The 23,571-nt window shown below is 60.8% G+C and carries 24 protein-coding genes and 1 pseudogene; 5 read left to right on the top strand and 20 right to left on the bottom strand.

Features of this window, described 5'->3' with window-relative positions:
- On the top strand, window positions 1-195 hold the full coding sequence (locus ACP15R_RS24575; protein ID WP_009574256.1) for a hypothetical protein: 195 nt from the start codon (window positions 1-3) through the stop codon (window positions 193-195).
- 103 nt (window positions 196-298) lie between these two features.
- Here ACP15R_RS24575 and ACP15R_RS24570 read toward each other — a convergent pair whose 3' ends face one another.
- Genes ACP15R_RS24570 through ACP15R_RS24555 form a run of 4 tightly spaced genes read right to left on the bottom strand, consistent with a single transcriptional unit; the run spans window position 299 to window position 2,564 of the window.
- On the bottom strand, window positions 299-1,225 hold the full coding sequence (locus tag ACP15R_RS24570; RefSeq protein ID WP_009574257.1) for an ImmA/IrrE family metallo-endopeptidase: 927 nt from the start codon (window positions 1,223-1,225) through the stop codon (window positions 299-301).
- 18 nt (window positions 1,226-1,243) lie between these two features.
- Window positions 1,244-1,723, bottom strand: coding sequence for a helix-turn-helix transcriptional regulator (locus ACP15R_RS24565; protein ID WP_009574258.1), 480 nt, complete (start codon window positions 1,721-1,723; stop codon window positions 1,244-1,246).
- Entirely contained in the window at window positions 1,720-2,358 is a 639-nt protein-coding gene (locus ACP15R_RS24560) for an N-acetyltransferase (RefSeq protein WP_036563085.1), read from the bottom strand. Before ACP15R_RS24560 ends, ACP15R_RS24565 begins: the two co-directional genes overlap by 4 nt.
- On the bottom strand, window positions 2,355-2,564 hold the full coding sequence (locus ACP15R_RS24555) for a hypothetical protein (protein ID WP_009574260.1): 210 nt from the start codon (window positions 2,562-2,564) through the stop codon (window positions 2,355-2,357). Before ACP15R_RS24555 ends, ACP15R_RS24560 begins: the two co-directional genes overlap by 4 nt.
- Before the next feature lie 157 nt (window positions 2,565-2,721).
- Between ACP15R_RS24555 and ACP15R_RS24550 the strand changes: the two genes are divergently transcribed.
- Genes ACP15R_RS24550 through ACP15R_RS24540 form a run of 3 tightly spaced genes read left to right on the top strand, consistent with a single transcriptional unit; the run spans window position 2,722 to window position 5,460 of the window.
- Window positions 2,722-3,639: a multiubiquitin domain-containing protein gene (locus ACP15R_RS24550; RefSeq protein WP_424988539.1), complete on the top strand. Its 918-nt coding sequence runs from the start codon at window positions 2,722-2,724 to the stop codon at window positions 3,637-3,639.
- Window positions 3,636-5,048: a ThiF family adenylyltransferase gene (locus ACP15R_RS24545; protein WP_424988538.1), complete on the top strand. Its 1,413-nt coding sequence runs from the start codon at window positions 3,636-3,638 to the stop codon at window positions 5,046-5,048. The genes ACP15R_RS24550 and ACP15R_RS24545 overlap by 4 nt, the downstream gene beginning before the upstream one ends.
- A complete protein-coding gene (locus tag ACP15R_RS24540; protein WP_424988537.1) occupies window positions 5,017-5,460 on the top strand; it encodes a DUF6527 family protein in 444 nt (147 codons plus the stop codon). Before ACP15R_RS24545 ends, ACP15R_RS24540 begins: the two co-directional genes overlap by 32 nt.
- A 60-nt stretch (window positions 5,461-5,520) precedes the next feature.
- Here ACP15R_RS24540 and scpB read toward each other — a convergent pair whose 3' ends face one another.
- Both scpB and ACP15R_RS24530 read right to left on the bottom strand, forming a co-directional pair.
- Entirely contained in the window at window positions 5,521-6,144 is a 624-nt protein-coding gene (gene scpB / locus ACP15R_RS24535) for an SMC-Scp complex subunit ScpB (RefSeq protein ID WP_424988536.1), read from the bottom strand.
- A 2-nt stretch (window positions 6,145-6,146) separates the two neighbouring features.
- Window positions 6,147-7,031, bottom strand: a complete 885-nt coding sequence (locus tag ACP15R_RS24530; RefSeq protein ID WP_424988535.1) for a DUF1403 family protein — start codon at window positions 7,029-7,031, stop codon at window positions 6,147-6,149.
- A gap of 156 nt (window positions 7,032-7,187) precedes the next feature.
- Between ACP15R_RS24530 and ACP15R_RS24525 the strand changes: the two genes are divergently transcribed.
- Entirely contained in the window at window positions 7,188-8,285 is a 1,098-nt protein-coding gene (locus ACP15R_RS24525; RefSeq protein WP_084353840.1) for a tyrosine-type recombinase/integrase, read from the top strand.
- Between the two features lie 1,141 nt (window positions 8,286-9,426).
- On the opposite strand, the pseudogene ACP15R_RS24520 reads toward ACP15R_RS24525, so the two are convergent.
- The 14 genes and pseudogenes from ACP15R_RS24520 to ACP15R_RS24455 form a co-directional block, all read right to left on the bottom strand.
- Window positions 9,427-9,741, bottom strand: a pseudogene (locus ACP15R_RS24520) (ParB/Srx family N-terminal domain-containing protein); the annotation flags it as partial.
- Between the two features lie 179 nt (window positions 9,742-9,920).
- On the bottom strand, window positions 9,921-11,132 hold the full coding sequence (gene repC / locus ACP15R_RS24515; protein WP_037954835.1) for a plasmid replication protein RepC: 1,212 nt from the start codon (window positions 11,130-11,132) through the stop codon (window positions 9,921-9,923).
- A gap of 213 nt (window positions 11,133-11,345) precedes the next feature.
- Window positions 11,346-12,275, bottom strand: a complete 930-nt coding sequence (gene repB / locus ACP15R_RS24510; RefSeq protein WP_037954833.1) for a plasmid partitioning protein RepB — start codon at window positions 12,273-12,275, stop codon at window positions 11,346-11,348.
- Complete coding sequence (gene repA / locus ACP15R_RS24505) at window positions 12,259-13,452, bottom strand: plasmid partitioning protein RepA (protein ID WP_009827042.1); 1,194 nt, start codon at window positions 13,450-13,452, stop codon at window positions 12,259-12,261. The genes repB and repA overlap by 17 nt, the downstream gene beginning before the upstream one ends.
- Before the next feature lie 192 nt (window positions 13,453-13,644).
- Window positions 13,645-14,556, bottom strand: a complete 912-nt coding sequence (locus ACP15R_RS24500; RefSeq protein ID WP_009827041.1) for a DUF2493 domain-containing protein — start codon at window positions 14,554-14,556, stop codon at window positions 13,645-13,647.
- Between the two features lie 312 nt (window positions 14,557-14,868).
- The gene (locus tag ACP15R_RS24495; protein ID WP_009827040.1) at window positions 14,869-15,915 is read right to left on the bottom strand and encodes a DUF7146 domain-containing protein; all 1,047 of its coding nucleotides are present in this window, start codon (window positions 15,913-15,915) and stop codon (window positions 14,869-14,871) included.
- Window positions 15,912-20,309, bottom strand: coding sequence for a strawberry notch-like NTP hydrolase domain-containing protein (locus tag ACP15R_RS24490; protein WP_424988534.1), 4,398 nt, complete (start codon window positions 20,307-20,309; stop codon window positions 15,912-15,914). The genes ACP15R_RS24495 and ACP15R_RS24490 overlap by 4 nt, the downstream gene beginning before the upstream one ends.
- A gap of 126 nt (window positions 20,310-20,435) precedes the next feature.
- A complete protein-coding gene (locus ACP15R_RS24485) occupies window positions 20,436-20,735 on the bottom strand; it encodes a type II toxin-antitoxin system RelE/ParE family toxin (RefSeq protein ID WP_103911893.1) in 300 nt (99 codons plus the stop codon).
- Window positions 20,728-20,979, bottom strand: coding sequence for a type II toxin-antitoxin system ParD family antitoxin (locus ACP15R_RS24480; protein WP_036784147.1), 252 nt, complete (start codon window positions 20,977-20,979; stop codon window positions 20,728-20,730). The genes ACP15R_RS24485 and ACP15R_RS24480 overlap by 8 nt, the downstream gene beginning before the upstream one ends.
- Before the next feature lie 50 nt (window positions 20,980-21,029).
- On the bottom strand, window positions 21,030-21,677 hold the full coding sequence (locus ACP15R_RS24475; RefSeq protein ID WP_093455097.1) for a hypothetical protein: 648 nt from the start codon (window positions 21,675-21,677) through the stop codon (window positions 21,030-21,032).
- Window positions 21,678-21,781: 104 nt separating this feature from the next.
- Window positions 21,782-22,258: a DUF6915 family protein gene (locus ACP15R_RS24470; RefSeq protein ID WP_093455098.1), complete on the bottom strand. Its 477-nt coding sequence runs from the start codon at window positions 22,256-22,258 to the stop codon at window positions 21,782-21,784.
- A 1-nt stretch (window position 22,259) separates the two neighbouring features.
- Window positions 22,260-22,643: a DUF6878 family protein gene (locus ACP15R_RS24465; RefSeq protein WP_103911894.1), complete on the bottom strand. Its 384-nt coding sequence runs from the start codon at window positions 22,641-22,643 to the stop codon at window positions 22,260-22,262.
- A 79-nt stretch (window positions 22,644-22,722) separates the two neighbouring features.
- Window positions 22,723-23,019: a hypothetical protein gene (locus ACP15R_RS24460; protein WP_093455100.1), complete on the bottom strand. Its 297-nt coding sequence runs from the start codon at window positions 23,017-23,019 to the stop codon at window positions 22,723-22,725.
- A 116-nt stretch (window positions 23,020-23,135) separates the two neighbouring features.
- Complete coding sequence (locus ACP15R_RS24455; RefSeq protein ID WP_093455101.1) at window positions 23,136-23,516, bottom strand: DUF3768 domain-containing protein; 381 nt, start codon at window positions 23,514-23,516, stop codon at window positions 23,136-23,138.
- Window positions 23,517-23,571: the final 55 nt, after the last annotated feature.

Here is a 23,571-nt window from a genome sequence, read left to right as displayed (position 1 = left end):
ATGCGCGTGAAAATCGATGTCTCAGAAGAGGAACTGGATGGTGACTATGGCGCGGTTCCGGGGCTCATCATCACCTGTACCCGGTGCCGGCACTCTGTGGAGGTGTTCGGCACCGAAGAAAATTCGGTGAAACGCGGAGCGGTCATGCTTCGGGGTGAATGCCCTTTTGATGAGGACAATTACTATGAAGCATGATCTCGCAGCAGCAATTGGCCGTCATTGACAAGCAGCGCCAACCCTTGAAGCGCAAGCATTTCAGAGAGCTTGGCAGGCATTGTCGGACGGCTCTTAGAATATGTTAGATTGCGATCACTGATCGGTGCGGACCTCGGTAAACGCCGAGGGTTAGCGCATATCCCCATTTCACGGTTTCAAAGGTGAAGACATGTGGATCGCCGTTGTCATCATGGAGTACGATATCGGCACCCCCCAGTCGACCACCCCTGGCCGCTGAACAATAATCCACAACCATATTGAAGACGTCAATCTCATCGCAACCTTTGAAGCCGCTTGCAAACGCTGGCGACTGCACAAAGTGTGAACAGGGTTCTTTAGGGTCGAAGTCCGCTTCGCGTTTGATTGGATGCGGGTGTCCGGTGACCAGACCGATGATAGGCGTCGAGGCGCCCCAGATTTCGACACAACGCCAGAACGTCGTGGTGAGTGTGTTGTCAAAGCGGGGCTGGAGTGCCTTCACCGCCTCCAAACTTGGCGCATAGTCCCGTGCTTCGATGGCGAACCTATCGCGCAAGAATAGAAGACGCGCAGCAGCGAAGTTCGCCTCGGCTTCCATCTGTTCATGGCAGTTGGGCCGGAGCGTTTGCTTGTCGTCGCCGAGCATGGCCCCTTCGTGCCAGGGCAAGAGGCTGTGACCTACTTCATGTGCTTCAATCCAACGGAATTTCAGCTTGTGCAGATCCTTGTCCATTAGGATCCGTTTCTCATCCGGAAGGTAGAAGGCGCGCAGATCGAATTTCTTGACGGCATCTATGAAGAGAGTTGGTCGCCGCAAGACCTGCTTCCCGGCGACGCGCAACATGCTAATGACATCGTCCATCAGCGATGGATCGTCTTTTTGGAAGTATGCCCGATCAAGGTCGAGTGCGTCCCGGACATGCTCAAGTTTGAGCGGCGGCTCTGGATTGCCCAGTCTGTTCAGCAGCCGCTCAACGCGTTCGTCGATACGTTCCTGAGTCCGCCGGCGAAGAATGTAGTTTTTGGCCATGGGACCCGTCTCGCTCTGTTACGTCGCTTTCATCGTCAGCGCTGCAACAACAGCGTCATGAAAGGCTTGTTCGTCTGGCGTCACATCCTTGATCGGAGCGGACCTGGCGGCGTATCGTGTGACTTCTTCCAGCCAATGGCCTTCTTTTGGGACCGCAAGGCCAGCCAGTTCCATCAGCTTTGGCTGCGGCAGATCAAGCGCGTTCGACAACCCCCATACGGTCCGGAGATCGGGTTCGTAATGAGGGTCCTGTTCGATACTCAGCAGCTCGCCGACCTCGATGTCCGCGTCGTCGGCGAGCTTTTCGATTGTCAGGCGCCGCTGTCTGCGCGCGACATTGATAAAGTGGCCGAATACCAGTCGGGTTTCTTCAACACGCAGAGATACCGCATCAGGGTCAACATGTGGGCGCGTGGCAAGAGCTCCAGCTCCAGGGGTAACATGCTCGTCGAATGCGAGCATTTTCTTGGACCATTCTGCGGAGATACCGTAAGTCATTTTAGCTCTCCTTTTAGGTATGCCTCGGCGGCGCCCGGTGTGGACTCGAAATACGGCAACTTGCCCTCATACTCGTCGGGCCGGGTGCCGAGGTTGGTGAAGCCGCAGCGCTCATAGAACGGGATTGCTTGCGGCAGGGAATGCAGGCCGACACGGCCTTTGAAGCCTTCTTCGACACTGCGGGTAATGGCGGCGTGCATCAGCACAGGGCCGACCAGTCGATAAATCGGCGCGTCGGCATAAGGTTCGCGCCAGTTCCAGGGCGCGACTTCGAGATAGTCGACATAGACCAGATCCTGTCCGGCCTGAGAATCCAAGCGAGCACGGCGGGAGGCGAGATCGAGCCGCATCATGCCTTGGGTCACATCGCGGCAGACGACACTATACCCAGTATGGCCGAGCAGCCCACGAACCTCATTCATCTTGCCGCGCCAGTCCCAGTGCCAACTTTGGGGCCAAGCGGTGTCGGCGGGACCGATACCGTTGTCCACCAGACGCTTCATGTAGGTCTGGACGGCCGGACGCCACTGGAACTGCCAGTCGATCAGCTGTTTCTCGGCAATCTCGTCATGCAGCTCGGCCTCGACCATCGCACCGGCGGCGGCATCGAACAAATGGACCTGGTAGGCGGTCATAGCATCATGACTTCCGACTTATCCTTGGTCTTGTCGTCTTCGAAGAACAGCTTGTCGCCGCGCTCGAGCCGGACATCGACCATCTGATACAGACGCAGGGCCTGCCTTATCACGCCGATCTTGCTGAGATCCTTTTTGGCGCAAAGGCCTTCCAAAACGCCCATCTCCGCATCTGTGAGATTGAGCGTCATCGTTCGCTTGCTCATTTCCTTATCCTCCAAGACACGTGAGAAATAGCCATACTTGAAGCAATTGTCAACTTAAAAATAGCCGACGGTTAGCCCTTGACTGGCTATTCTTTGGCTACTATATCCACCAAATGAGGCCGGTCTGGATCGGCGAGCACAGAAAAGGAGACTGGCCATGGCGCTGGAAACGATTGAACTTGAAGACGTGGCGGCTTGCGTCGCTGCTGGACGGAACCCACGCCCCCAAGGGCCGTACCGGGTGCAGGTCGGCAATGGAGACCTCACCTTTGACGGATACCGGATCGACGATCCGGTGCCGACCGGGAGGCAACTTCTGGACCTCGTTTCGGCGCGTCCCGCGGAGGAGCACCTGGTGTTCCAGTTGCTTCGCAACGGCGATTTGAAAGAGTTGACGCTCGATGAGACGATCGATCTGCGCACGGCAGGGGTTGAGCGCTTCATCGTGTTCAAGAGTGCGGAATCCTACCGCATCGAACTGGATGGTCAGGTGAAGGAATGGGGCGCCTGCGTAATCAGCGGCCGGGTCCTGAAGCAGCTGGCAGGTGCCGCCGACAAACCGGACTACGGTGTCTGGATGGAAATCCGTGGCGCTGAGGACCGTCCGATCGACGACAACGAGCTCGTCAGGTTGGACGGAAAAGGTCTGGAGAGGTTCTTCACCGGGGCGACTACCTCGACCGAAGGCGCGGAAGCCCTCATCCTGCCTATGCGTGATCGCCGATACCTCGAAGGACGCGGCCTGACTTTCGTCGAATACCGCGAAGGAGCGCAGACCGGTGTAATCCTGCGAGGCTATTGCCTACCGGACGGCAAATATCAGGTGGCACAGGCCGACATCCTGATCCTGCTGCCGCGGGGCTATCCGGATGCTGCGCCGGACATGTTCTATGCGCAGCCCTGGCTGACACTGGCCCATTCGAGCCGCTACCCGCGTCAAGCCGACCAGCCGCTGATCTTCCATGGGGAGCGCTGGCAGCGTTGGTCGCGGCACAACAGCGACTGGCGTCCCGGCACCGATGGTATCTGGACCATGCTTAAGCGGGTCGAGACGGCGCTGGAGATTGCGGCATGAGCCGCCTCGATGTCACCTTGCAGGAACGTCACGAAGCCGAGCTTCGGGCGCTCCTGCACCGCCCCGATGGCCGTGAAGCCGCAGCCTACGTGCTTTATGGAATGAGCCGTGTCGCGATGGACCCTTGGGATCGCCAATCCCGTTTGCGACTGACGTCCTACCGCGTGATCCCAGTTCCAGACGAGGATCTGATTTCGGCCAGCGACAAGCATGTCACTTGGTCAACGAAATCGTTTCTTGACCTGTGTCGTGGCGCAAAAGCAGAAGGTCTGATCGTCGGCATCGCCCATAGCCACCCGGGCGGGTATCCCGAATTCTCCACACAGGACGAAAAAAACGAACGGGAACTGTATCGACTGGCGCGGAACCGGAATGGTGCCGGCGTCATGTTAGCAAGCCTGCTGCTGATTGATGGTGAGATCTGTGATTATGCAGCACGTCTGTGGATCGACGACACCCAGCCGATCGACAGCGATGCTGTCATCGCCGTTGGTGCACGGCTTCGTGTTCTGAATGGGCTGAGCGGGTTTTCCGGAGAAGCTTTCGAGCGGCAAGCGCTTGCCTTCGGACCTTCACTGAATCTTCTGCTGGCCCGGCTGAAAATCGGTGTCGTGGGCTGTGGCGGCACGGGTAGTGCGGTTGCGATGCTGTTGGCCCGGCTCGGCGTCGGCCAGATTGCCCTTTTCGACGAAGACATTGTTGAAGTGAGCAATCTGAACCGCCTGCATGGAGCCCGACGGGACGATGCCGATGGCATGCGGCTTAAGGTCGAAGTCGTCGCGCGAGAACTGGCGGGTCTTGGTCTTGGTGTCCGCCCGGTTGTGATCCCGCACTGGGCAGATGCAGATGAAGCACGCGATGCCTTACTCTCCTGCGATATCATCTTTGGGTGCACTGATGATCACGCAGGCCGACTGTTTCTAAGTAGGTTCGCATATTTTTACCTGCGCCCGGTCATTGATCTGGGACTTGCAATCACACCGCGTGGTGAAGACGGTCAAGTTGGGAACATGATTGGCCGGGCGACGGTCTTGCGCCCTGGCACACCTTGCCTGCTGTGCCGCGGTATCGCGCACCCACATCGGGCGGCGGAAGAAGAACTGCGTCGTGCCGCGCCGGCGGAGTATGAGCGTCAGAAACGTGAAGCTTATGTGCGCGGCGGCGGCAATCCAGCACCAGCGGTCGTCACGTTCACGACGGAAACAGCGACTATGGCCGTCAACGAGCTGCTGCAGGGTTTGACCGGTTATCGAGGCGATGGCGGCCGGGCGGCGCAGCGCATTCGGCGTTTTGATCTCGGGATTGATCGATTGCAGGGGGCAAAGCAAAACCCCGGCTGCATCCTGTGTGTCGATCAGGGTTACTGGGGCCGGGGTGATGTCGACCCTTTCATGGATCGGGTGGGTTGAGCAGATGTTTGGTGACATTGCACGACGCTTTCTGACCTGGTGCCGGTTTATCCCCCGCGTCGACCTAGTCGGCCAGGTGCAGGCCACGCATCCCGAGACCACTGCCCTAACGGCAGAAGCATTGATTGTCGTCCGAGACGGCAGCATCGAAAAATGGGCTTGCTTCCAGTGTCCGGGCGGCTGCGGCGAGAAGATCCAGCTGTCGCTGAGTAGAACTCGGCGCCCGCGTTGGTCGGTGCGGCTTGACTGGCTCGGTCGGCCGACTGTGGAGCCATCGATCCGGCAAACTAACCAGTGCCACTGCCACTTTTGGGTTCGTCAAGGGCAGGTACAATGGTGCGCGGACAGTCCGATAATCAAGTCGCACCCAAATCGAAGCCGAGAGATGGAAGCGGCCACAAAAGCAAGATAGAATGGCTGGTGGTCAGAGCAAAAGCCGCTGGATGGCCCATCCCGCACACGTTGTTCAACCTTAGGCTTGCTGGGAACACACTACCTGATCTGGAACACCCATTACACCGGCGTCTTCCAGCTGCTCTCGATCGGGGAGGTCCGCGAGAGTCTCCAGATCAAATGCAACAAGGAACTGCTCGGTGGTAACGAAGGTATAGGGCGCGCCGCGCTGAGGCGACCTTGGCCCGGTCCCGATCAAGTCGCGCGCATGTAGCCGACCGATCAGGTCACGGCTGATCTCCTTGCCGAAGATGTCCTTCAGCCCGTCGCGGGTGATCGGCTGGTGGTAAGCGATGGCGGCCAGGACCGCGACGTCGAATTCACTCAAGTCCAGCAGTTGGTCCCCGACATCCGCCGCAGCGCGGATCGCGGGGGCGTAGGCGGCCCGCGTCCGGAACATCCAGCCACCGGCGACCTGGGCGATCTCGAAGGCCCGCCCCTCCAGATCGGCGGCAAGGTCCTCGACCAGCAGGTCAACCGAAGCCCCCTGCCCCACCACCCGCCCCAGATCTTCGCGGGCGACCGGCGAAGCTGAGGCAAAGAGCACCGCCTCGATCCGGCGCATCCATTCCCGCCAGCGCAGCTCGGGTGGCAGGTCGGGCAACTCGCGATCCAGTTCGGGGTCAGAGCGATCCTTCGCCATCGCTACACACCGTAAAGCCGGAAGGTGTCGCGCCCGGTCAGCTCGCGCACGGCGCCGAGGTCGACCAGCCGGTCGCAGAGCCGCCGCGCGGCGCGATCCGGCAAAGGCAAGGCCGAGGGCGCGAACGCATCGCGGGTCAGGAACATCTCGACCGCGTCACCAGCCCCCTTGGCCCGGAGCTTGGGTGCAACCGCCTTCAGATGCGTCGCTCGACGCACGAGGTCGGTGGAGAGGCGCACAGCCTCGACCGCAGAGGAGACGAGCGCCCGATGGCAGGCGAGCCTCAAGTCGTCCCCACGCTTGCGCAGGACAGCCCGTTTCAGGCCAGTCGCCAGCAGAGGCATCAGATGATCCCAACCGAGTGCTTGGGCGAGGACTATATCCGCGAGGATCAACGCCGGCACATCGGACCGTGGCGCTTCGGTCAGCACCGCCTCCAGCACCATCGCGGCGCGGGTCACCGGAGCCCCCTGCCCTGCATCAAGCCACGCGGCGATCTGGCCCGGCTCGATGGTCGGCAAGGCTCGGCCCAGAGCCTTGATCGACACCGGCCGCTCCACCACGCGCCGCCAGGCAAGGTAGGTTTCGCCGGCCGGTCCCGGTAGATCGCCGGGACGCAGCAGGTGCACCGCATCGCGCAGCTCCGCTGCCCGCTCTGGTCGGCCGGAAAACGCGACGCAAGCCTCCGCTGCGCGCAGCGCGAGCCGGTCCCGCAACAAGGCTTGGGGCACATCCGCGTGTCCCAACACAAGATGCAGGTGGTTCAGCGCTGCGCCCGACAAAAACGCAACATCTTCAAGGGTTTCAGCGCGCGCAGAGATGACCCAAACGGGCATCCGGGGTAGCATGTCGGGATGACTGGTGTGATCCGGGCGGGCAAATGTCATGCCCAAAGCCTACACTTGCGCGGCGCTTTCTGCCAGAAAATAGCGACCTAACCGCCCCACTCTGCCGCTAACCGCTATGTCCAATAAGTTTACATTATCGGACATCAAGAGATATGCTAGGACGCAGTTTAATTTCACCACCGGATTCACTGGAAAATGCCCTCAGAGGACGAGAAGTCGACATCATCAAACTCTGGTGCGTTTTGTATCGCTCAGAACGGCGACAGCGATCAAGAAAAAAGCGACGACATCTCCCTACCCGCCCACGTCGCGGGATCCGGCAGCCTTGATCGCCTGGTCGACGCCGCCCGAGATTATGCGCGCGCCGCAGCTTCTGACAATACGCTGAAAGCCTATGCCAAGGATTGGGCGCATTTCGCGCGGTGGTGTCGGATGAAGGGCGCGGAGCCTCTGCCCCCGTCGCCTGAAATGATCGGGCTTTATCTCGCAGACCTGGCGTCCGGAGCGGGCCCCTCCCCTGCCCTATCGGTCAGTACCATCGAACGTCGCCTCTCCGGCCTTGCCTGGAACTATGCGCAACGCGGCTTTGTCCTCGATCGTAAGAACCGCCACATCGCAACAGTGCTGGCCGGGATCAAACGCAAACACGCCCGTCCGCCGGTGCAGAAGGAAGCGATCCTGGCCGAGGACATCCTCGCGATGGTCGCCACCCTGCCCTACGACCTGCGCGGGCTCAGGGACCGCGCCATCCTGCTCCTCGGGTACGCCGGCGGGCTCCGCCGCTCCGAGATCGTCAGCCTGGATGTCGGAAAGGACGACACGCCCGATTCAGGCGGCTGGATCGAGATCCTCGACGACGGCGCCGTGCTGACGCTCAACGCCAAGACCGGCTGGCGCGAGGTCGAGATCGGTCTGGGATCGTCTAACTCCAGCTGCCCTGTGCATGCGCTCGAGCAGTGGTTGCACTTCGCCAGGATCGACTTCGGGCCGGTCTTTGTCGGCACCACTCGGGGTGGAAAGAAGGCCCTGGAGACAAGGCTGAACGACAAGCATGTCGCGCGGCTGATCAAGCGAACGGTCCTGGACGCCGGCATCCGATCCGAACTGCCCGAAAAGGAACGCCTGGCACTGTTCTCTGGCCATTCTCTGCGCGCAGGTCTCGCCAGTTCGGCCGAGGTGGACGAGCGGTATGTGCAGAAGCACCTTGGCCACGCTTCGGCACAGATGACCCGCCGCTACCAACGCCGCCGCGACCGCTTCCGCGTGAACCTGACGAAAGCCGCTGGATTGTAATCTTGCGAACTGTCATCCTGTCATTAATCCTTGGCCGGTCTGAGCTGATGAAGTCAAGAAGATCTGCATCTTCAGCCTGCTCGGTGTCGGGAACGGGCTCAGGCAAGGGCTTCAACGCACCATCGTCCTCGTCGTCGCGTGCGTTCGCGCCAAGCGCTTGACCAGCAGAAGTGATTTCCGTACCGTGGCCGATACCATCCGCGTAACTCCCCGTTGAAAGCTCAGCGCCCTGCTGTCGGTTCACAGCTGAAGACATCAGCGTATTCCCGAGGCTCATCCTCGGGCCGGACAAAGCCGCGATTAACGACAAGCTCGCCATGCGATAAAGCGTCACAAAAGCCCCTGCCCGCGCGATCTCTTCATCGTCGAAGATCAACGGCCGAGTCTCGAGCTTCTCCATCGCAATTTCCAACTCGCCAAGTCGCGCGTCGACTTCCTCGGGGAATTCATCCTGGCCCTCGTATTCCTCTTCGAGCGCCCGGTATTCGGCAAGAAGCTTGGCATGGGCCGCGCCTTCGTCATCCGTCATCGGTGCCGGGTCTCCGCTCAGCCGCCGCAAACCGTGGCTGTAGCCATAGGGCAGGTCGAGCGAGACCTCGATCCATTTCCAACCTTCGGTCGCAATGGCTTCGGCTTCAGCCTGAAGCTTCTCGCTGACCAGACGATCGAACAGGGCGGGGTCTTCCAGCCAGCCGCCGTCATCGCCCTGGAAGAGGTCGTGCAACATGGTGCCGCCAGCAGACTCATAGGCATCGATGCCGACAAAGACAGCACGACGATCGGATGCCCGCACCGAGGTTTCCGTCAGCATCCGCCGGATCTGATAGGGCTCCTTGTTCCAGGACGAGCGGATCGCCTCCCAGACCTGAACCTGGCGCTCATGATCCGGGTTAACCGTCAAGGCCATCAGCTGCTCCAGCGTCATTTCATCCTCGGCATAAAGCTCGAGCAGGGCAGGGGCCACGACGGCGAGTTTCAAGCGCTGTTTGATCACCTGCGGCCTGACGAAGAAGGCGGTTGCGATCTCTTCGTCGCCCTGACCCTTCTCCTGCAGCGCCACGAAGGCGCGGAACTGATCGAGTGGATGCAGGACAGCGCGCTTCATGTTCTCGGCGAGCGAGTCGTCTTCGGCGAGGATCGTGGACTTCGCATCCCGCACGAAGCAGGGAATGGGCGTCGTCTTGGCCAGGCGCTTCTGCTTCACCAAGAGTGACAGGGCCTGGAAGCGCCTACCGCCAGCGGGTATTTTGAACTTGCCTGTCTCGGACCCATCATCCGCCAGAACGGGCCGGACGCACAGGCTTTGCAGCAACCCGCGGCGGGCGATGTCTTCGGCCAGTTCCTCGACCGAGATGCCGGCCTTGATGCGCCGGACGTTGGACTGGCTCAGCACGAGCTTGTCGAAGGGAATGTCCCGGAACGGGGACTGGGTGACTTTCTGGGCAGGTTTCGCCATCAGATCTCCTCCACGACGGGCGCCGGAAGCCACTCTTCCGATCTCACTTCCCGTCACCCTCAAACCAACAACCCTTTCCCTCTCATATTCTGACGCTCGCGAGGCAGGACTTTAACAGCTGTTAAGTCGACAGTCCCGAGGTGGCGGAAAAGTACGCAGTCTCTCAACCTTAACAGCTGTTAAGCTGCAGATCGTCGCCCAATCAATGCCATGACCATCGGCCCACAGGAGAACTCGCCGGCCGCAGCTTTGGCAGTCAGAGCTCGCAAGTATCCACCAGGCGATCTTATGTCGGCGAAGCGTTCCAGCATCGCAGCAACGACGATCGACGCTTGCTCCGGACCCATGAACCGCTGTGCTTCTTCCCATGCAGACGCACTGATCCCCATGGCTGGCCGCACATGGCCCGCCGCATCGAAAAGCTGATGCCAATGCCGGATCTCACCTTGGTAGAAGGTCTTCAGCGAGGGACATGCCGCTATCACTAGGTGAAGCGGGATCTTTGGCAGATGTCTTGTGTCCTGTTCATCAACGTCAGCCACCGGCTCATTCGTATCCACATCTGGCACACCCGCCGCCGCACCGCTTTTTTCTAAAGCCGGCTCAAAATCTATAGATTCTTTATTTGAATTATGATGGTGACGCTCAGATTGGGCATCATTGGTGTTCATTTCTTCTGTTTCAGGGCCATCAATGATGTTGCGTGCCTGGTCAAGGAGAGCTTCAAGATCGGCTCGATAGGCCGCGAGGTCCTCAATTGAAAGCTTGCGGCGAAGCGCGCGGGCTGTGAGGGCAGCCTTGTCGCGAAGCTGATCCCAGAAGCCTAGGCCTGGCTGCATCTCGTCTCCGAACTCGGCGAGGGCCGCGAGATCGCGTCGCATGAGGCTTACGACCTCTCTCAGGCGCCTGACGCGCTCCTCAGCCTCACGTACGGCCTCTGCGGCCCGTGCTATCTCCTCGGACTGGCAGTAGAGCGGGGAAAGATCGAAGCCAAAGGCGACGCGGTCTTCGCCGTGCTTGCGGACGTAGCGCTTCCCATTGGGGCTATCGCGCCGCTGGAGCAAGCCAGCCTCGACGAGACGCGCGAGGTGACGACGCATCGTTGAGCACGGCATGCCATTCAGGCGCTCGCAGATCGCCTTGTTCGAGGGGAAGACGACCATCTCGGCGTTCCCGCCAAGCGCATCGTCCGGAAAGAAGCTGAGGAGCCCCTGCAAAACAGTCAGATCACGTTCCGAGACCCCAAAGGCCGCTTGCGCCTTGGAGAGCTCGCGCAGGAGTTCCCACTTGTTAACGGGTCTGGCCGGAACAGATGCCTCGGGTCGCTCGATGACGCGCAAATGAGCGTGCGAAATCGGCCGCATAAACGGCGAAATTGGTGTGTACTCCATGAAAATGTTCACGAAGACAAAAATTCTAGGGCCCGCGAATCGCTTTGCGCTTGCGGGGTAGGGGCCAGAACGCTACATTCAGAAGTGCGAAAACTGAGATTTTGTAGCGGGCTGATCCCGGTGCGAAACCTTACAAAGGTCTCGTGAAGCTAGCTTCTCGGGGCCTTTTTCTTTTTGCCTGTATCGTGCCTCCTTCTTGTTGGTTGCTCTTCCTCAGTCTTCTGAACGCTTCCAGCGCTCATGAAGCTCGGTAATCAGCTTTGGGGCATTGCCCTCCAACCAGCTGATAAAATCAGGTTCATCCGTAGTCAGATCGAGTTTAAGCTGCTTGCCTTGGCGGCTGGTCTTGACCGTCGCAGCTCCGACACCGGGGATCGCCAAAGCAGGCACGCCTTTTCTAGACGGGCTTGCTTTCTTCTCTGCGCTCTTCGCGGCTGCCAGAACTGCGAGAAACGCACGCTCAGAAACCTCATCGACCGAGCCGGAACTTTCGGACTTGGCTGCATGAGCTACGGCTTGCAGTTGGTCTCGATCACCGTCGTAGGCACCCAAAGCCTTTTTGAGCTCTTCCCATCTCGGGCGACCAATCCCGGGAGCCGCACCAATTGCCTGGATGAGTTCCTCGCCGACCGTCCGAACGACACTCAAGAGTTGTGAAACCCCGGCTTCGTGGAGGTTAAGGACTTCGGCGACACCTCGATTGGTGCGCTCAGCCCCTTCCAAATGATCACCGTCCAGAAGTGCCGTCGCAACGAGCGCACGCTCAATAAAGCTCAGATCACGACGCTCTTGGTTCTCGAGAAGCTGATCTCGAAGCGCTTGATCACCCTCAACCTCTGTGACGATGGCTCGAACTTTGATACCGAGTTCGCGACATGCTTCCAAGCGTCTGCGGCCATAGATCAGGTTGTAGCGATCGCCTTCCAGTGGGCGCACCAAGACGGGCACACGCTGACCGTTCTTGGAAATAGAGTTCTTCAGGCCCTCAACTTCAATCTGAAGCCTGTCATCCAACCGTCCTTCGGTAAGGATCTGCGCCGGATCGATCTCAAATACACCGCCACGCAGTCGGCGCCCTTCAAGAGCGTCAGGAGCGTTGCGAAGGGTCTGCAGCGGCAGGCCAAGTTTAGGCTTTCTTGCCATTCCGACCCCATGTGTTCTGGATGATTTCAGCGATCTCATCGTTCACTGCGTTCATGGATTCGATCGCACGATCAAACGTCTGACGCGTGAAGTCCTTTTTGTCAGCTTCGTAGAGCGTTTGCTTGGTCAAGCCGGCATCAGATATTGCGGTCGATTCAACCATGTGATTGGTCAGGACCGACCTCCCAAACAGCCCGCGAATGAAGGCGATGACTTCGGTTTGTGGCGCGTCGCCGACTTTGTATCGCGTTGGCAAGAAGCGCAGCCAATCGAAGCGCAGATTTGCGCCTGCATCCCTGATCACTCCCAGGAGATCCGCAGTCATTCGCAGGAATTGAGACATCGACATGAGGTCAAGCATCTGCGGGTGAACCGTCACGAGGACACCCGAGGACGCAGAAAGTGCTGACATCGTCAAGAAACCAAGCTGCGGCGGGCAGTCGATCACAACAACGTCGTAGTTTGCTTCAACACTATCGAGTGCGTCATGAACTCTCGCGAAGAACGCCTTCGCTCCGCCTCGCTGGATAGCAGCAGGCGTCTCGTGCTCGAACTCCATGAGTTCAAGGTTGCCCGGGATAAGATCAAGGCCGCGGATGTAAGTCTTGCGGATCACTTCGGCGATCGGAACCGGATCGTCGTAGCGAACGGCATCATAGAGGGTTCCGCCCTCCATAAGGTCGAGTTCTGGCTGGATTCCATGAAGAGCCGAAAGAGATGCTTGGGGGTCGAGATCGATCGCAAGAACCCTGTACCCCTTTAGCGCCAAGCGCTGAGCGAGGTGAGCAGACGTCGTCGTTTTGCCGGAGCCGCCCTTGAAGTTCACCACTGATATGACTTGAAGCTCGTCACCGTCGCGACGCCCAGGCACGTAAGTTCCAGACTTTTTTGCATTTCCTTCAAGCGTCTGCCGGATTTCCCAGATATCGTCGAGCGTATAGCGGCGATGACTTCCCGCCGTCGTCTCGACGTCAACGATCTTTCCTTCTCGATGAAGCTTCCGAAGATAGGTATGGTCGACGCCAAGGAGCTCAGCAGCTTCGCCGCTGGTCAAAGTGCGCATCACCTTCTTTGCATCTGGTGGGAAGTGCGCAGCGCGCTGAGCATGCAGGTTCGACGCGAGAAGTTCCGCGTAGTGCCCGATGGCGATATCAAGATCCTGTTCTGCTTCGCTCATGTCTGCCCCGATCCGTGGGCGCGTTTTTTATGTGACCGCGCGTTATTTTTCGAGACTATTGCCCGACCAGCCAGATTCGTGCAAGCACTTTCTAGATATTGCGTCGTGCACCAAGTCCACCACAAGGGTAGCGTTCCATTACTCCGAGGCTGTGGTCGTGCGGGATCTCCTGCGCGGTGCGTGAACCGGGGCCTAAGCCCCGATCCTCTTGATGCGGATGCCGAGTTTGCGGGCCTTGTCGACGATATTCTCGGTGATGCCCGAACCGGGCGTGGCGATCAGACCCTGGGGCATGGTCTCGAGCATCTTGTCGTTGCGCTTGAAGGGGGCAGCCTTGCCATGGCTCTTCCAGTCGGGTTTGAACGCCACCTGCGTGACACCACGGGTATCTGCCCAGCGGGCAGCGATCATCTCGGCACCTTTTGGTGTGCCGCCGTGTAAAAGAATCATGTCTGGGTATTTCGCATGGGTGGCATCGAGGACGGACCAGATCAGGTCGTAGGCGTGATAGTCCCCGCCCGAGAAGGCGATCCGCGTGCCTTCGGGGCAGTGAACCTCGGTCTCCTTGCGCCGCTTGGCCGAGAGATAGGCCCGGCTGTCCACCACGGCGGAGGTGAGACCGCGATGCGAGACCTTGGATCCGGTGCGGGGCAGCCAGGGTGAACCGGTGGCGGCCGAGAAGTGGTCCACGGCCAGATCGCGCATCTGCTCGAAAGCGTCGCGATGGTCCCAGAGCTTCAGCCCGATCATCTGGAGGCGCTCGAGTTCGACCGAGGCGACCTCGGAGCCGTCCTGGATGGCCAGACTTTCCCGGACCTCGAATTCGTTGTCATCGAGGAGCTTCTGGATATGGGTGAGCCGGCGATGGAAGATCGAGGTCAGGGACCAGAGCATCTCTTCGAGATTGTCTTCCAACTGGCTTCCGGTGAGGAGGCCGATGGTGGTGTCAAAGAGCGTCGCCATGGCGAGTTCGACCTCGTCGGGCTGGGGCAGGGGGCGATGATCGGTCTCGCCGGGCCCGGGCGTTGCGACGTGAAGTGCGAGGTGGTCGAGGATGGCGGAGGTCACGCCGGTTTCCTCTTGGATGTCTGTCTGATGGGGCATTGTCTGGTTCCTCTGTTTGATCTGACCCGATTTGGATGGGGCGATAACAGGACCGGCGGCGACCGGGCCGCATCCGTCAGGATCGGAGCGCAGCGGAGAATGTGACCCGGACCGGAAAATTGTTCCCGCGAGGAATGGCCCGCCACGGTCATGTGGTGGGGCAGGGGAATTTTCCGGGTAGCGGGCGCATTGCTGCCCGGGCGAGGAGCACTCTGCTCCGACCCGCCGGTCCATCGCTCCCCTTGTCCAAACGGGATCAGATAGAACCGGCGAAACCTTTGCCCGGTCAGGCATCCCCGGGGAGGTTGGCGGTCACCCGTCCTCGATCTCCAGACCTTGTGCTTTCATGGCCTTTAGCAGAGAACGGCGCAGCGCATCTTTGCCAAATGCCCGCAGATCGTCGTTGAAATCGCCCATGTTTGGTACGAGATCACCACAGGTAATTCCAAGCGATTCCAGTTGGTTAAGCAATCTTATTGATGCGTCGCGTCCAGCTTCGTCATTGTCCCGCGCGATCCAGATACGCTTGATCCTCGGCGGCGGGATGAAGAGGCCGAGATGGGTGGCAGTGAGACAGGAGGCGAGATCGAACTCGGGGAGAGCCGTGCCGACCGAGAGGGTGTTCTCGAGACCTTCACCGACGATGAGATCGCTGCGCGCCTTGCCGGACCAGAAGCGGATGGCATGGCCGTGCAGCTGTCCGAGGATCCGCTTCGGGCTCTCGATCTCGGCCAAACCGCCGGTGGACGGGTCGAGAAAAACCCTTGCGCATCCGGTGATCTGGCCGCGATTGTCGGTGATCTTTGCCAGTAGGGCAGGGGCCCGTTCCAGCAGATCGGGGTCGTCCTCGCCCTGCCGCAGGAAGACACGCGCGTGATAGCGCAGGGCCGGGCCGAGCCGTGTGATCCCGCGCCCCTGCAGATAGGTGGCGGCCAAGGTGCCAAACACCGGCTTGCCAGCAGCGAAAAGTTTGCGCGCCCGCGCGATGCGTTTGCTGGAGGCTGCATCCGGGCGCTCAGCCCTTTGGGTGTCTCGAGGTACGGCAGGGCAGGGGGCTTCGCCGAGGAAGGATCGAGCCTCCCTCAGGGTCTCCTTGAGCGTGACAGACCCAAGCCGTTCATGCAGCAGGTCGATCAGGTCGCCATATTCACCCGTCGCGAAATCTTGCCAGGACCCGGCTTTACGACCAACCTGCGCCTGCAGACGGATGGCGAGGCTCTGGCCCTTTGCACCGGACGTGTCGCCGACCTGCCAATAATTACCCAGCTTGCGCCCCTCGGGGAAATACTGGCGGCAGAAACTCTCGGCATGGTCTGCCAGATCGGCCGAGAGGTCCGCGATACTGTGGCGCGCGCTCATGCGGCGGCCTCCGATGTGCCGGCGCCAACTGGATGCTCGGCAAGGACCCGTGTCAGCACCTCGATGCCGTCGACCGGAATGAACACCCGCGTCTTCCACTGGATCACTTCCGTGAAACAGCCCATTGCCTTCAGTCCGGGCAGGGCCGCGCCTGAAGCACCTATCAGCTCAAGCCTCGGCTGCCCCATGACCAGCGACCGGCGCAGCTGATAGCCGCCGAGGAGGTTCAGCGTCGTCCTGGCTTCCATCACGGCGGCGAGCACTTCCCGCGGCGTCATCTCGATCTGGCAATCGAGACCAAGGCGTGCAAAGACATTGAGAAGCTGCTCCTGGCTGACCAGTCGACCGATGGCGCGCTCCCCATCCTCGGTCTGAAGGCGGTAGATGCGCATGTTGTCAGCGGGAAGCCGATCCCAGATCGGCAGGAGAAGCCCGCAGATGAGCGTAATCTTTGAGGTGGTGAACTCCGGCACTGCCTCGACCTCGGCCTGCCAGAGCTGTTCGAATATCGCATCATCGATCTCTTCCCAGTGCGACTTCGAGAACTCGGTCAGCGCGAGGATTTCTGTGGCCATCGGACGCAGAAGCTTCACCCGCAGGATCGGCACGCCGTCCTCGTCCATGAAGGCCGGCGCATTCACCATCAGCGCCGCGCGTTTGGAGGAGGTGTTCCAGCACAGCGTCGCGCCGTCCGTATTTGCGCAGATCGATTTGATCCGGGGCAGGGTGAGCGGATCGTTGCGATCGGTACGCTCCACGGTCAGCGCAGTTGCCGTTGCGCCCGTAGCCCCGTGCTCGAAGATGACCTTGCGGTCGACGATTTCGAATTTCTCGGCCTTGAGCGTTTCGAGGCCGACATCGAGCGTGCCTGCCTGGCGCGCATCTTCGATGATGGCCGAGAGGAACCCGCCGAAGGCCTCGAAGATCGCGTCCTGCATGTCGATGCGGAGCGCGAGGCAACGATTCAGGAACTGCTGGATCGGCGGCAGGGTCTCTTTCATCGTGCCATCCGCTTCATCGAGCGTCAGCCCAGTCATCTCCTGGAATTTCGCATAGGAGCAGGCCTCGATCTTACCCGCACGCAGCTTGTAGAAGAACTGGCGCAGCGCAGCGCGTGCGTAGGGGCTCTCAAGGTTGTCCTCGGCACGGAACATGTTCTGACCGCCGGTCTCGCGCTGTCCCTTGGTGATGGCACCCAGCGTGTCGAGGCGGCGGGCGATGGTGGAGAGAAAGCGCTTCTCGCCCTTCACGTCTGTGGCGACGGGGCGAAAGAGTGGCGGCTGCGCCTGGTTCGTGCGGTTGGTCCTCCCGAGACCCTGAATCGCATTGTCGGCCTTCCACCCGGGCTCCAGGAGGTAATGCACCCGAAGGCGCTGGTTCTTGGCCCCGAGATCGGCGTGGTAGCTGCGCCCGGTGCCACCCGCATCGGAGAAGATCAGGATGCGTTTTGCATCGTCCATGAAGGCCTGGGTTTCGCCGAGGTTGGAGGAGGCGGGGCGGTTCTCGACCTTGAGCCGCCCCTCACGCGTCTTGACGATGCGCCGCTTGCGCCCCGTGACCTCAGCCACTGCATCGCCTCCGAAATGCCAGAGGATCTGGTCGAGCGCGCCCTGCACCGGGGCGAGGGCCCCAAGATGCTCGACAAGATCATCCCGCCGCCGCTCCGCCTCGCGGCAGATGATCGGGTTGCCATCGCAATCGAGGGCGGGGCGCGAGCGCAGATCGCCATTCTCGTCGGTGTAAGGCTCAAAAAGCTGCGTCGGGAAGCTGTGCATCAGGTAGTCCATGATGTTCTCCCTCGGCGTGAAATCGACCTGCAGATCGTCCCAGTCCGAGGAAGGGATCTCTTCAAGGCGGCGTTCCATCACCGCTTCGCTGGTCGAGACCACCTGAATCACGGCCGAGTGCCCTGCTGCAAGGTCCGCCTCGATGGCGCGGATCAGCGAGGGACATTTCATGGCGGTGATGAGATGGTTGAAGAAGCGCTGCTTGTTGCTCTCGAAGGCCGAACGCGCGGCGGATTTCGCTTGGGCGTTCAGCGTGCCGGTCTCAGAAGAAATACCCGAGGCCTGAAGCGCTGCCTCAAGGTTGTTGTGGATGATCTGGTAGGCATCGGCGTAGCTGTCGTATATGGCGACTTGAGCGGGGCTCAGCTCATGGACCAGCATCTCGTATTCGACCCCGGCATAGGAGAGGGACCGCGCCAGATAGAGCCCAAGCGCCTTCAGGTCGCGCGAGATCATCTCCATGGCGGCAATACCCCCGGCCTCCATCGCGGCGACAAACTCTGCACGTGTCACGAAGGGGAAATCGCCAGTGCCCCAGAGCCCGAGGCGGGAGGCATAGGCGAGATTGCCGACGACCGTGGCCCCGGTGGCCGAGACATAGAGGACGCGTGCATCAGGCACAGCGTTTTGCAGTGCGAGGCCAGCGAGGCCCTGCTGTGAGGCCTTCTTGTCGCCGCGGTCGGACTTTTCGCCAGCAGCATTGGCCATGGCGTGGCTTTCATCAAAAGCGATGACCCCGTCGAACCCTGCGCCGAGCCAGGACGTCACCTGGTCGAGACGGGAGGCTTTGCCTTCCCGCTCGGCGGAGCGCAGCGTGGCGTAGGTGACGAAGAGGATGCCTTCGGGCAGGCGGATGTCGCTCCCTTGGCGGAATTTCGAGAGCGGCACGATATCGCTTTCACGCCCCCCGAGGGCCATCCAGTCGCGCCGCGCATCTTCGATGAGCTTGTCGCTCTTCGAGACCCAAACGGCCCGGCGGCGCCCTTTGAGCCAGTTGTCGAGAATGATGCCCGCCACCTGCCGCCCCTTGCCGCAGCCGGTGCCATCGCCCAGGAACCAGCCCTTGCGCAGACGGAAGGCACCTTCGTCACCCTCCGCCGCGGCCATAAGCTGACCCTCGATCTCCCCGCGCTTGAACCAGCCTTTCAGGTGCGCCTCGTGTGCATTGCCCGCGTAGATCACGCTTTCGAGCTGCGGAGCGGAGAGGAGGCCGTCAGCGACAAGGGACTTCGGCAAGACTGGGCGATAGGTCGGCACGGGCGGCGGGACAGACGCCATGGCTGCGGATTGGACAAGTGCTGTCGGGTGCTCCGCTGCGCCGCCGATCCGCATCGCCTGAAGATTATAGGTCTCGTAAACCGTGTCCTGCAGCGCGACGCCCGGTACGCTCCAGGCTTTCGGCAGGTAGTCGAGCGGGGCCGTCACGACATCATCAAAGGGATGCCGGGCGCGCTCCTCGGCGCGGGCGCGGGTTTCCTTGCGGGCGGCGTTACGCAGAGCGTACAGGTTGGTGCGGGACTGGCGGTTCGGCACAGACAATGCCGCGCTGGTAGGGCAGGGCGGGGGGTTGCGGCGCGCGGGACAATGGGTGAGCACTGCGGAGAGAAGATCGCCCGTGGTTGCGCAGATCGGATGGTAGACGGCCTCGCTTTCGACCGATGCGATCTCATCAGCGCCAGTCGCACGCTTGTCGATCACCGTCAGCCGTGTGTCGATCGTGGTGCCATGCCGCGCGAAGACCTTGCCGTCGATCGCGGCGGAAAACACCACGTCTGCGCTCTGGCCTATGCGTTGAAACGTCGGCTGGAAACTCTTGGTGGAGGGCCGAAAGCTCTCGCCCGTGATGATGACAAGCCGCCCACCCGGAGCAAGACGTGCCAGCGCGGACAGAACATGCTGACTGGTCGCCTGCCGAAACCGACCTTCGACATGGTTCGCAGCCGAAAACGGCGGGTTCATCACGATGACCGAGGGCGTGATTGCGCGGTCGAGACGGTCGTCGATCGAGGCGGCATCGTGATCCGAGACAACAGCATCCGGAAACAATTGTTCCAGCAAGGCACGGCGCGTTTCCGCAAGCTCATTGAGAACAAGCCGCGCGCCTGCAGTCCGGGCGAAGATCGCCAGCATGCCGGTGCCAGCGGATGGCTCGAGCACCAGGTCGCCCTCGCGAAACCCCGCCGCCTGCGCGACAATCGCCGCAAGGGGCAGGGGGGTCGAAAATTGTTGCAGGCGGACGCTATCTTCAGAACGCCGTGTGTGCGAGGGCGCCAGACTGGCCAGCCGCTCGATCATGGTGAGGAAGGCCTGCGGCGAGGCCGCCTGGCGCTGCATCAGCGCGCCATAGCGCGCGAGCATCAGGATTTGCGCAACCTCGACGGCCTCGTAGGCGTCCTTCCAAACCCAGGCGCCGCTCGTGTCGCTGGCACCGAAGGCCTCCTCCATCACGGCGCGAACAGCGGCGGCGTCAATGGGTTTGCCAGCCTCGAACAAAGGGACGAGGGCATTTGCAGCCTGCATCAGGTTTTGAGCAACGCCTGCAGCCTCGGGCAGGGCAGGGGCCTCTGAAAGACATGCAAGCGGGACGGAATGGGGGTGAGCGTTCATCGGCAATCTCCGGAGTTGAGGGTTGGCCCCAGGCCCCGCGCGCACTCTCGCACCCGGGAGGGGTCACCCCTCCCGCCCTGTCTCTCGCTCTTTCATGGCAAAGCCCTGGTGCGAATTTGCCCTGCGTCAGGACGGCCGCAGATGGCGAGGCACGTCCATCGATTGATGCAGGATCCGGATCACAAATATCCTGTCCGGGTCCACCTCATAGAACACGAGGTGCCGGCCCGTGATCAGTTTACGCGCACCCTGCAGGAGATCGGAGCAGTCCGACCCCATTTGAGGATTGGCGATCAGCCCCTTCAGGGCACGCTCGATGTCGTCGAGATAGCGGTCCGCCTGCGCCGCGCCCCACTGTCGGTCTGTCTCGACCCAGATATCGACGAGATCGGATTTAGCCGCTTCAGAGAGATGGATGTCACGCATCAGAAGCGCCGGAGCGGCTCCGCGCCTCGCGCTTGATCGCATCCATATCGAGCGGACCAGCGTCGCCGGATTGCTTGCCCTCCATCAACGCAACGCGAAGCCGCGCCCGCTGACCTTCCTGTTCTTCCATCAGGCGCAAGGAGGCGCGGATCAACTCGCTGGTTGACCCGTAGCGCCCTTCCTTCAACATCAGGGCAATGAATTCGTCCCAATGGGGGCCCAGTGTGACGCTTGTGCTTGCCATGTTCACCTCCGAAATACGCATGAATAACATATATGAGTACTTCACGCATTTCAACTCGGAGGTGGGCTTGCGCCCAGTTCTTCGGCGGCGACGGCTCTGGATCTCGCCTGTAAAACGAGATGGTCTACAAACGCTCGTGCCTCGGACAGGCAGTCCAGCTCATAGTCGCCGAAGAAGCCCCAGCAGGCGTCGAGCTCCTCGCCGTCACGCTCGATGACATAGCCATAGACCCGCCCGCCAAGATAGGCGTCGTAGCTGACGATTTCAGCGCGCAGGATGTCGGCTGCCTTTTCCCGCAGTGCCTTGGTGACGCGCTTCACATCGAACTCCTTCCGAACCGCCTCAAGCAACACATAGACGTAACCGGCCTGGCCGGAATCCCACGGGCAGTGGAACCCGATGGTGTTCATCGCGAGGCCGGAATGGTCATAGAGAAACACCGGCAGAAGGATCGCCTTGCGCTCGGCGCGCTCGCGCAACTGGTCCATTGAGAGATCACACTGATCCGAGACACCCGCGAGATCGCGCAGAAACGACTCGGGGCTTGCGAAATGGTGGCTTTCGCCCAGCCGGTATCTCCGATGCCAGCAGATCAGCGTGCCGAGGTTCGACCACTCCCGTGGGCTTTCGGGATCGGGGTCATGGAAAATCTTGATGGTGTGGCCGTGATAGGCCTCCTCATAGACAGGGTCGTGCATGTCGATGTCCTTTCTTGGAACGAAATCGACTCGCCAGGCCGATTGGGCGCAGGCGAGTCGATCTGGTTGTGATGAGTTGGTTGGTGAGGTTGCCGCCCGTCGGATCAGGCGGCGGCGCGGTTCTGGCGGTGCTGAACGTGTTCGACCGAGACCTTCAGCAGCCATTCCTCGAAGCCGAGAATGGTCTGGTGATTTGCCACCGCGTGGCTCCAGACCGCGCGCGGATCGCTGCCGATCTGCGTCGGGTCGTTGTCGATCCGGCCGTTGGCCATCCACGGTTCCGGTTGGATGCGTCCAAGCCAGTCGGCCAGCGACGGGATGCGCCCTTGGCAGTCTTCGCGCACATGTTGTTCGCCGATCCAGCGGATCGGCACGACCCGGCCCGCGCTGTTGGTCAGGCTTCGCCCAAACAAACGCTCAGCTTCGAAGATCCCGAGCGTGTGGTGCCGATGTGCTCGGTGGGTGAAAAGTGCGAGGTGTTCCTTAGATGAGTCGAACCAATCGTGCACATATTGGTAATCATCTGGAACACCTCCGAACTTTCGGGCCGAGCTTTCGGCGTGGTGGAGGGGATGTGCCATATCAAAGCCCCTCATGTTCGGTGGTATTGGTCGCGATGTAGCGGTTCGAATGACTGACATCGATGTTGTCAGTCGCGAGCACCCAGGTCAGTTCGCCATAGCCACCTTCGTTGTTCTCGAACCCGGGGCTGAGCGCATAGGCGAAGTCCCAGCCGAAATCTTCGACCCGGCGGCGCAACTCTTCTGAGAGAGAGATCGTGTCTGGCGTCACGACGACATCTTCGATATTGCCGGAATCGCCGTAGCCTTCGTATTGCACCTCGATCTTCGTCACGCCGACGGCACGCAGTTCGGAGAGAAGGGCCACGCGGGTCACAACCCTCTGTTCGGCGGCGCGTTGCTGGGCTTCCAGCATCTGCGCGTAAAAATCATTCACTTGTGTCATGTCTTCGATCCTTTGGAATTGAGGGAAGGGGAGGGCGACCTTTGCATCAGATCGCCCAGGAGGTTTCCTGCGGGGGGCTTCAAGCCGCGGCGTCGCCGCGTTCGTCACCCGTCCGGTCAACCAGGTTGAAATACAGATTCTCAGTCGCGCGCTTGAACCCCGGCGGTTTGCGCGGGGCGAGGCAGCGCACTGAGGCACTGCAGCTCTCGCCATGCTCCATCGCGAACTGCGTCACTTGGTCGATCAGGTCGTCCATGCCCGCGGCCTGGATGCGCTTTTCCGGGTAATTCGCCATCATCTGGAACTGTGTGACGACGAAGGCGCCGTCGCGGTGCGCGGGATAGAGGGTGATCTGATAGTCGAGTGTCTTGGCCATCTCTGGTCTCCTGCGGCGGGCGGAACGCGACCATCGCGCCCCATGGAAACCCGCCAGCGCGAAAGGACCGCCCTTTGTGCAAGGGCGATCCGAGGTGATGTTGAAGAAGAGGGGCGTCAGTATTCTGACGGCAGAAGCAGGGTCAGGACGCGGCGGGTTTGCGCGGGATCGGATGGCTCGGGAGAGCCATATTGATAGTCGACGTCGTACAAATCGAGCTTGAACCAGGTCGTGGTCCCGTCGAAGTCGATGACCCCCATCTCGTGCCAACCATGGGGGTCACTGTCAGCGTTGAACGCGTCAAACGAAGCGACGCGGCGGGTGAGAGCGAGCTGGGCGTCCGGCCCTAGTGCTGCAACACCACGGGTCATGACAAACTGGCCCTGCGGCGCATCGGCGACGGGGGTGGTCCTGAGAATGGAGCGACGAAAGGCATCATTTTGCCCGGCGATCAATTCGGTTTCCTTGACGGGATCGATATCGAGTGTGGTGGTCATGAGAATTCTCCGGGACGGGCCAGCCGATCAGACACCGGCTGCGTGAAACCCGTCA

It is taken from the genome of Microbulbifer sp. S227A (genome assembly GCF_049800935.1).
Note: the sequence above shows the minus strand (reverse complement) of the source record. Positions and strands in the feature narration are given on the sequence as shown.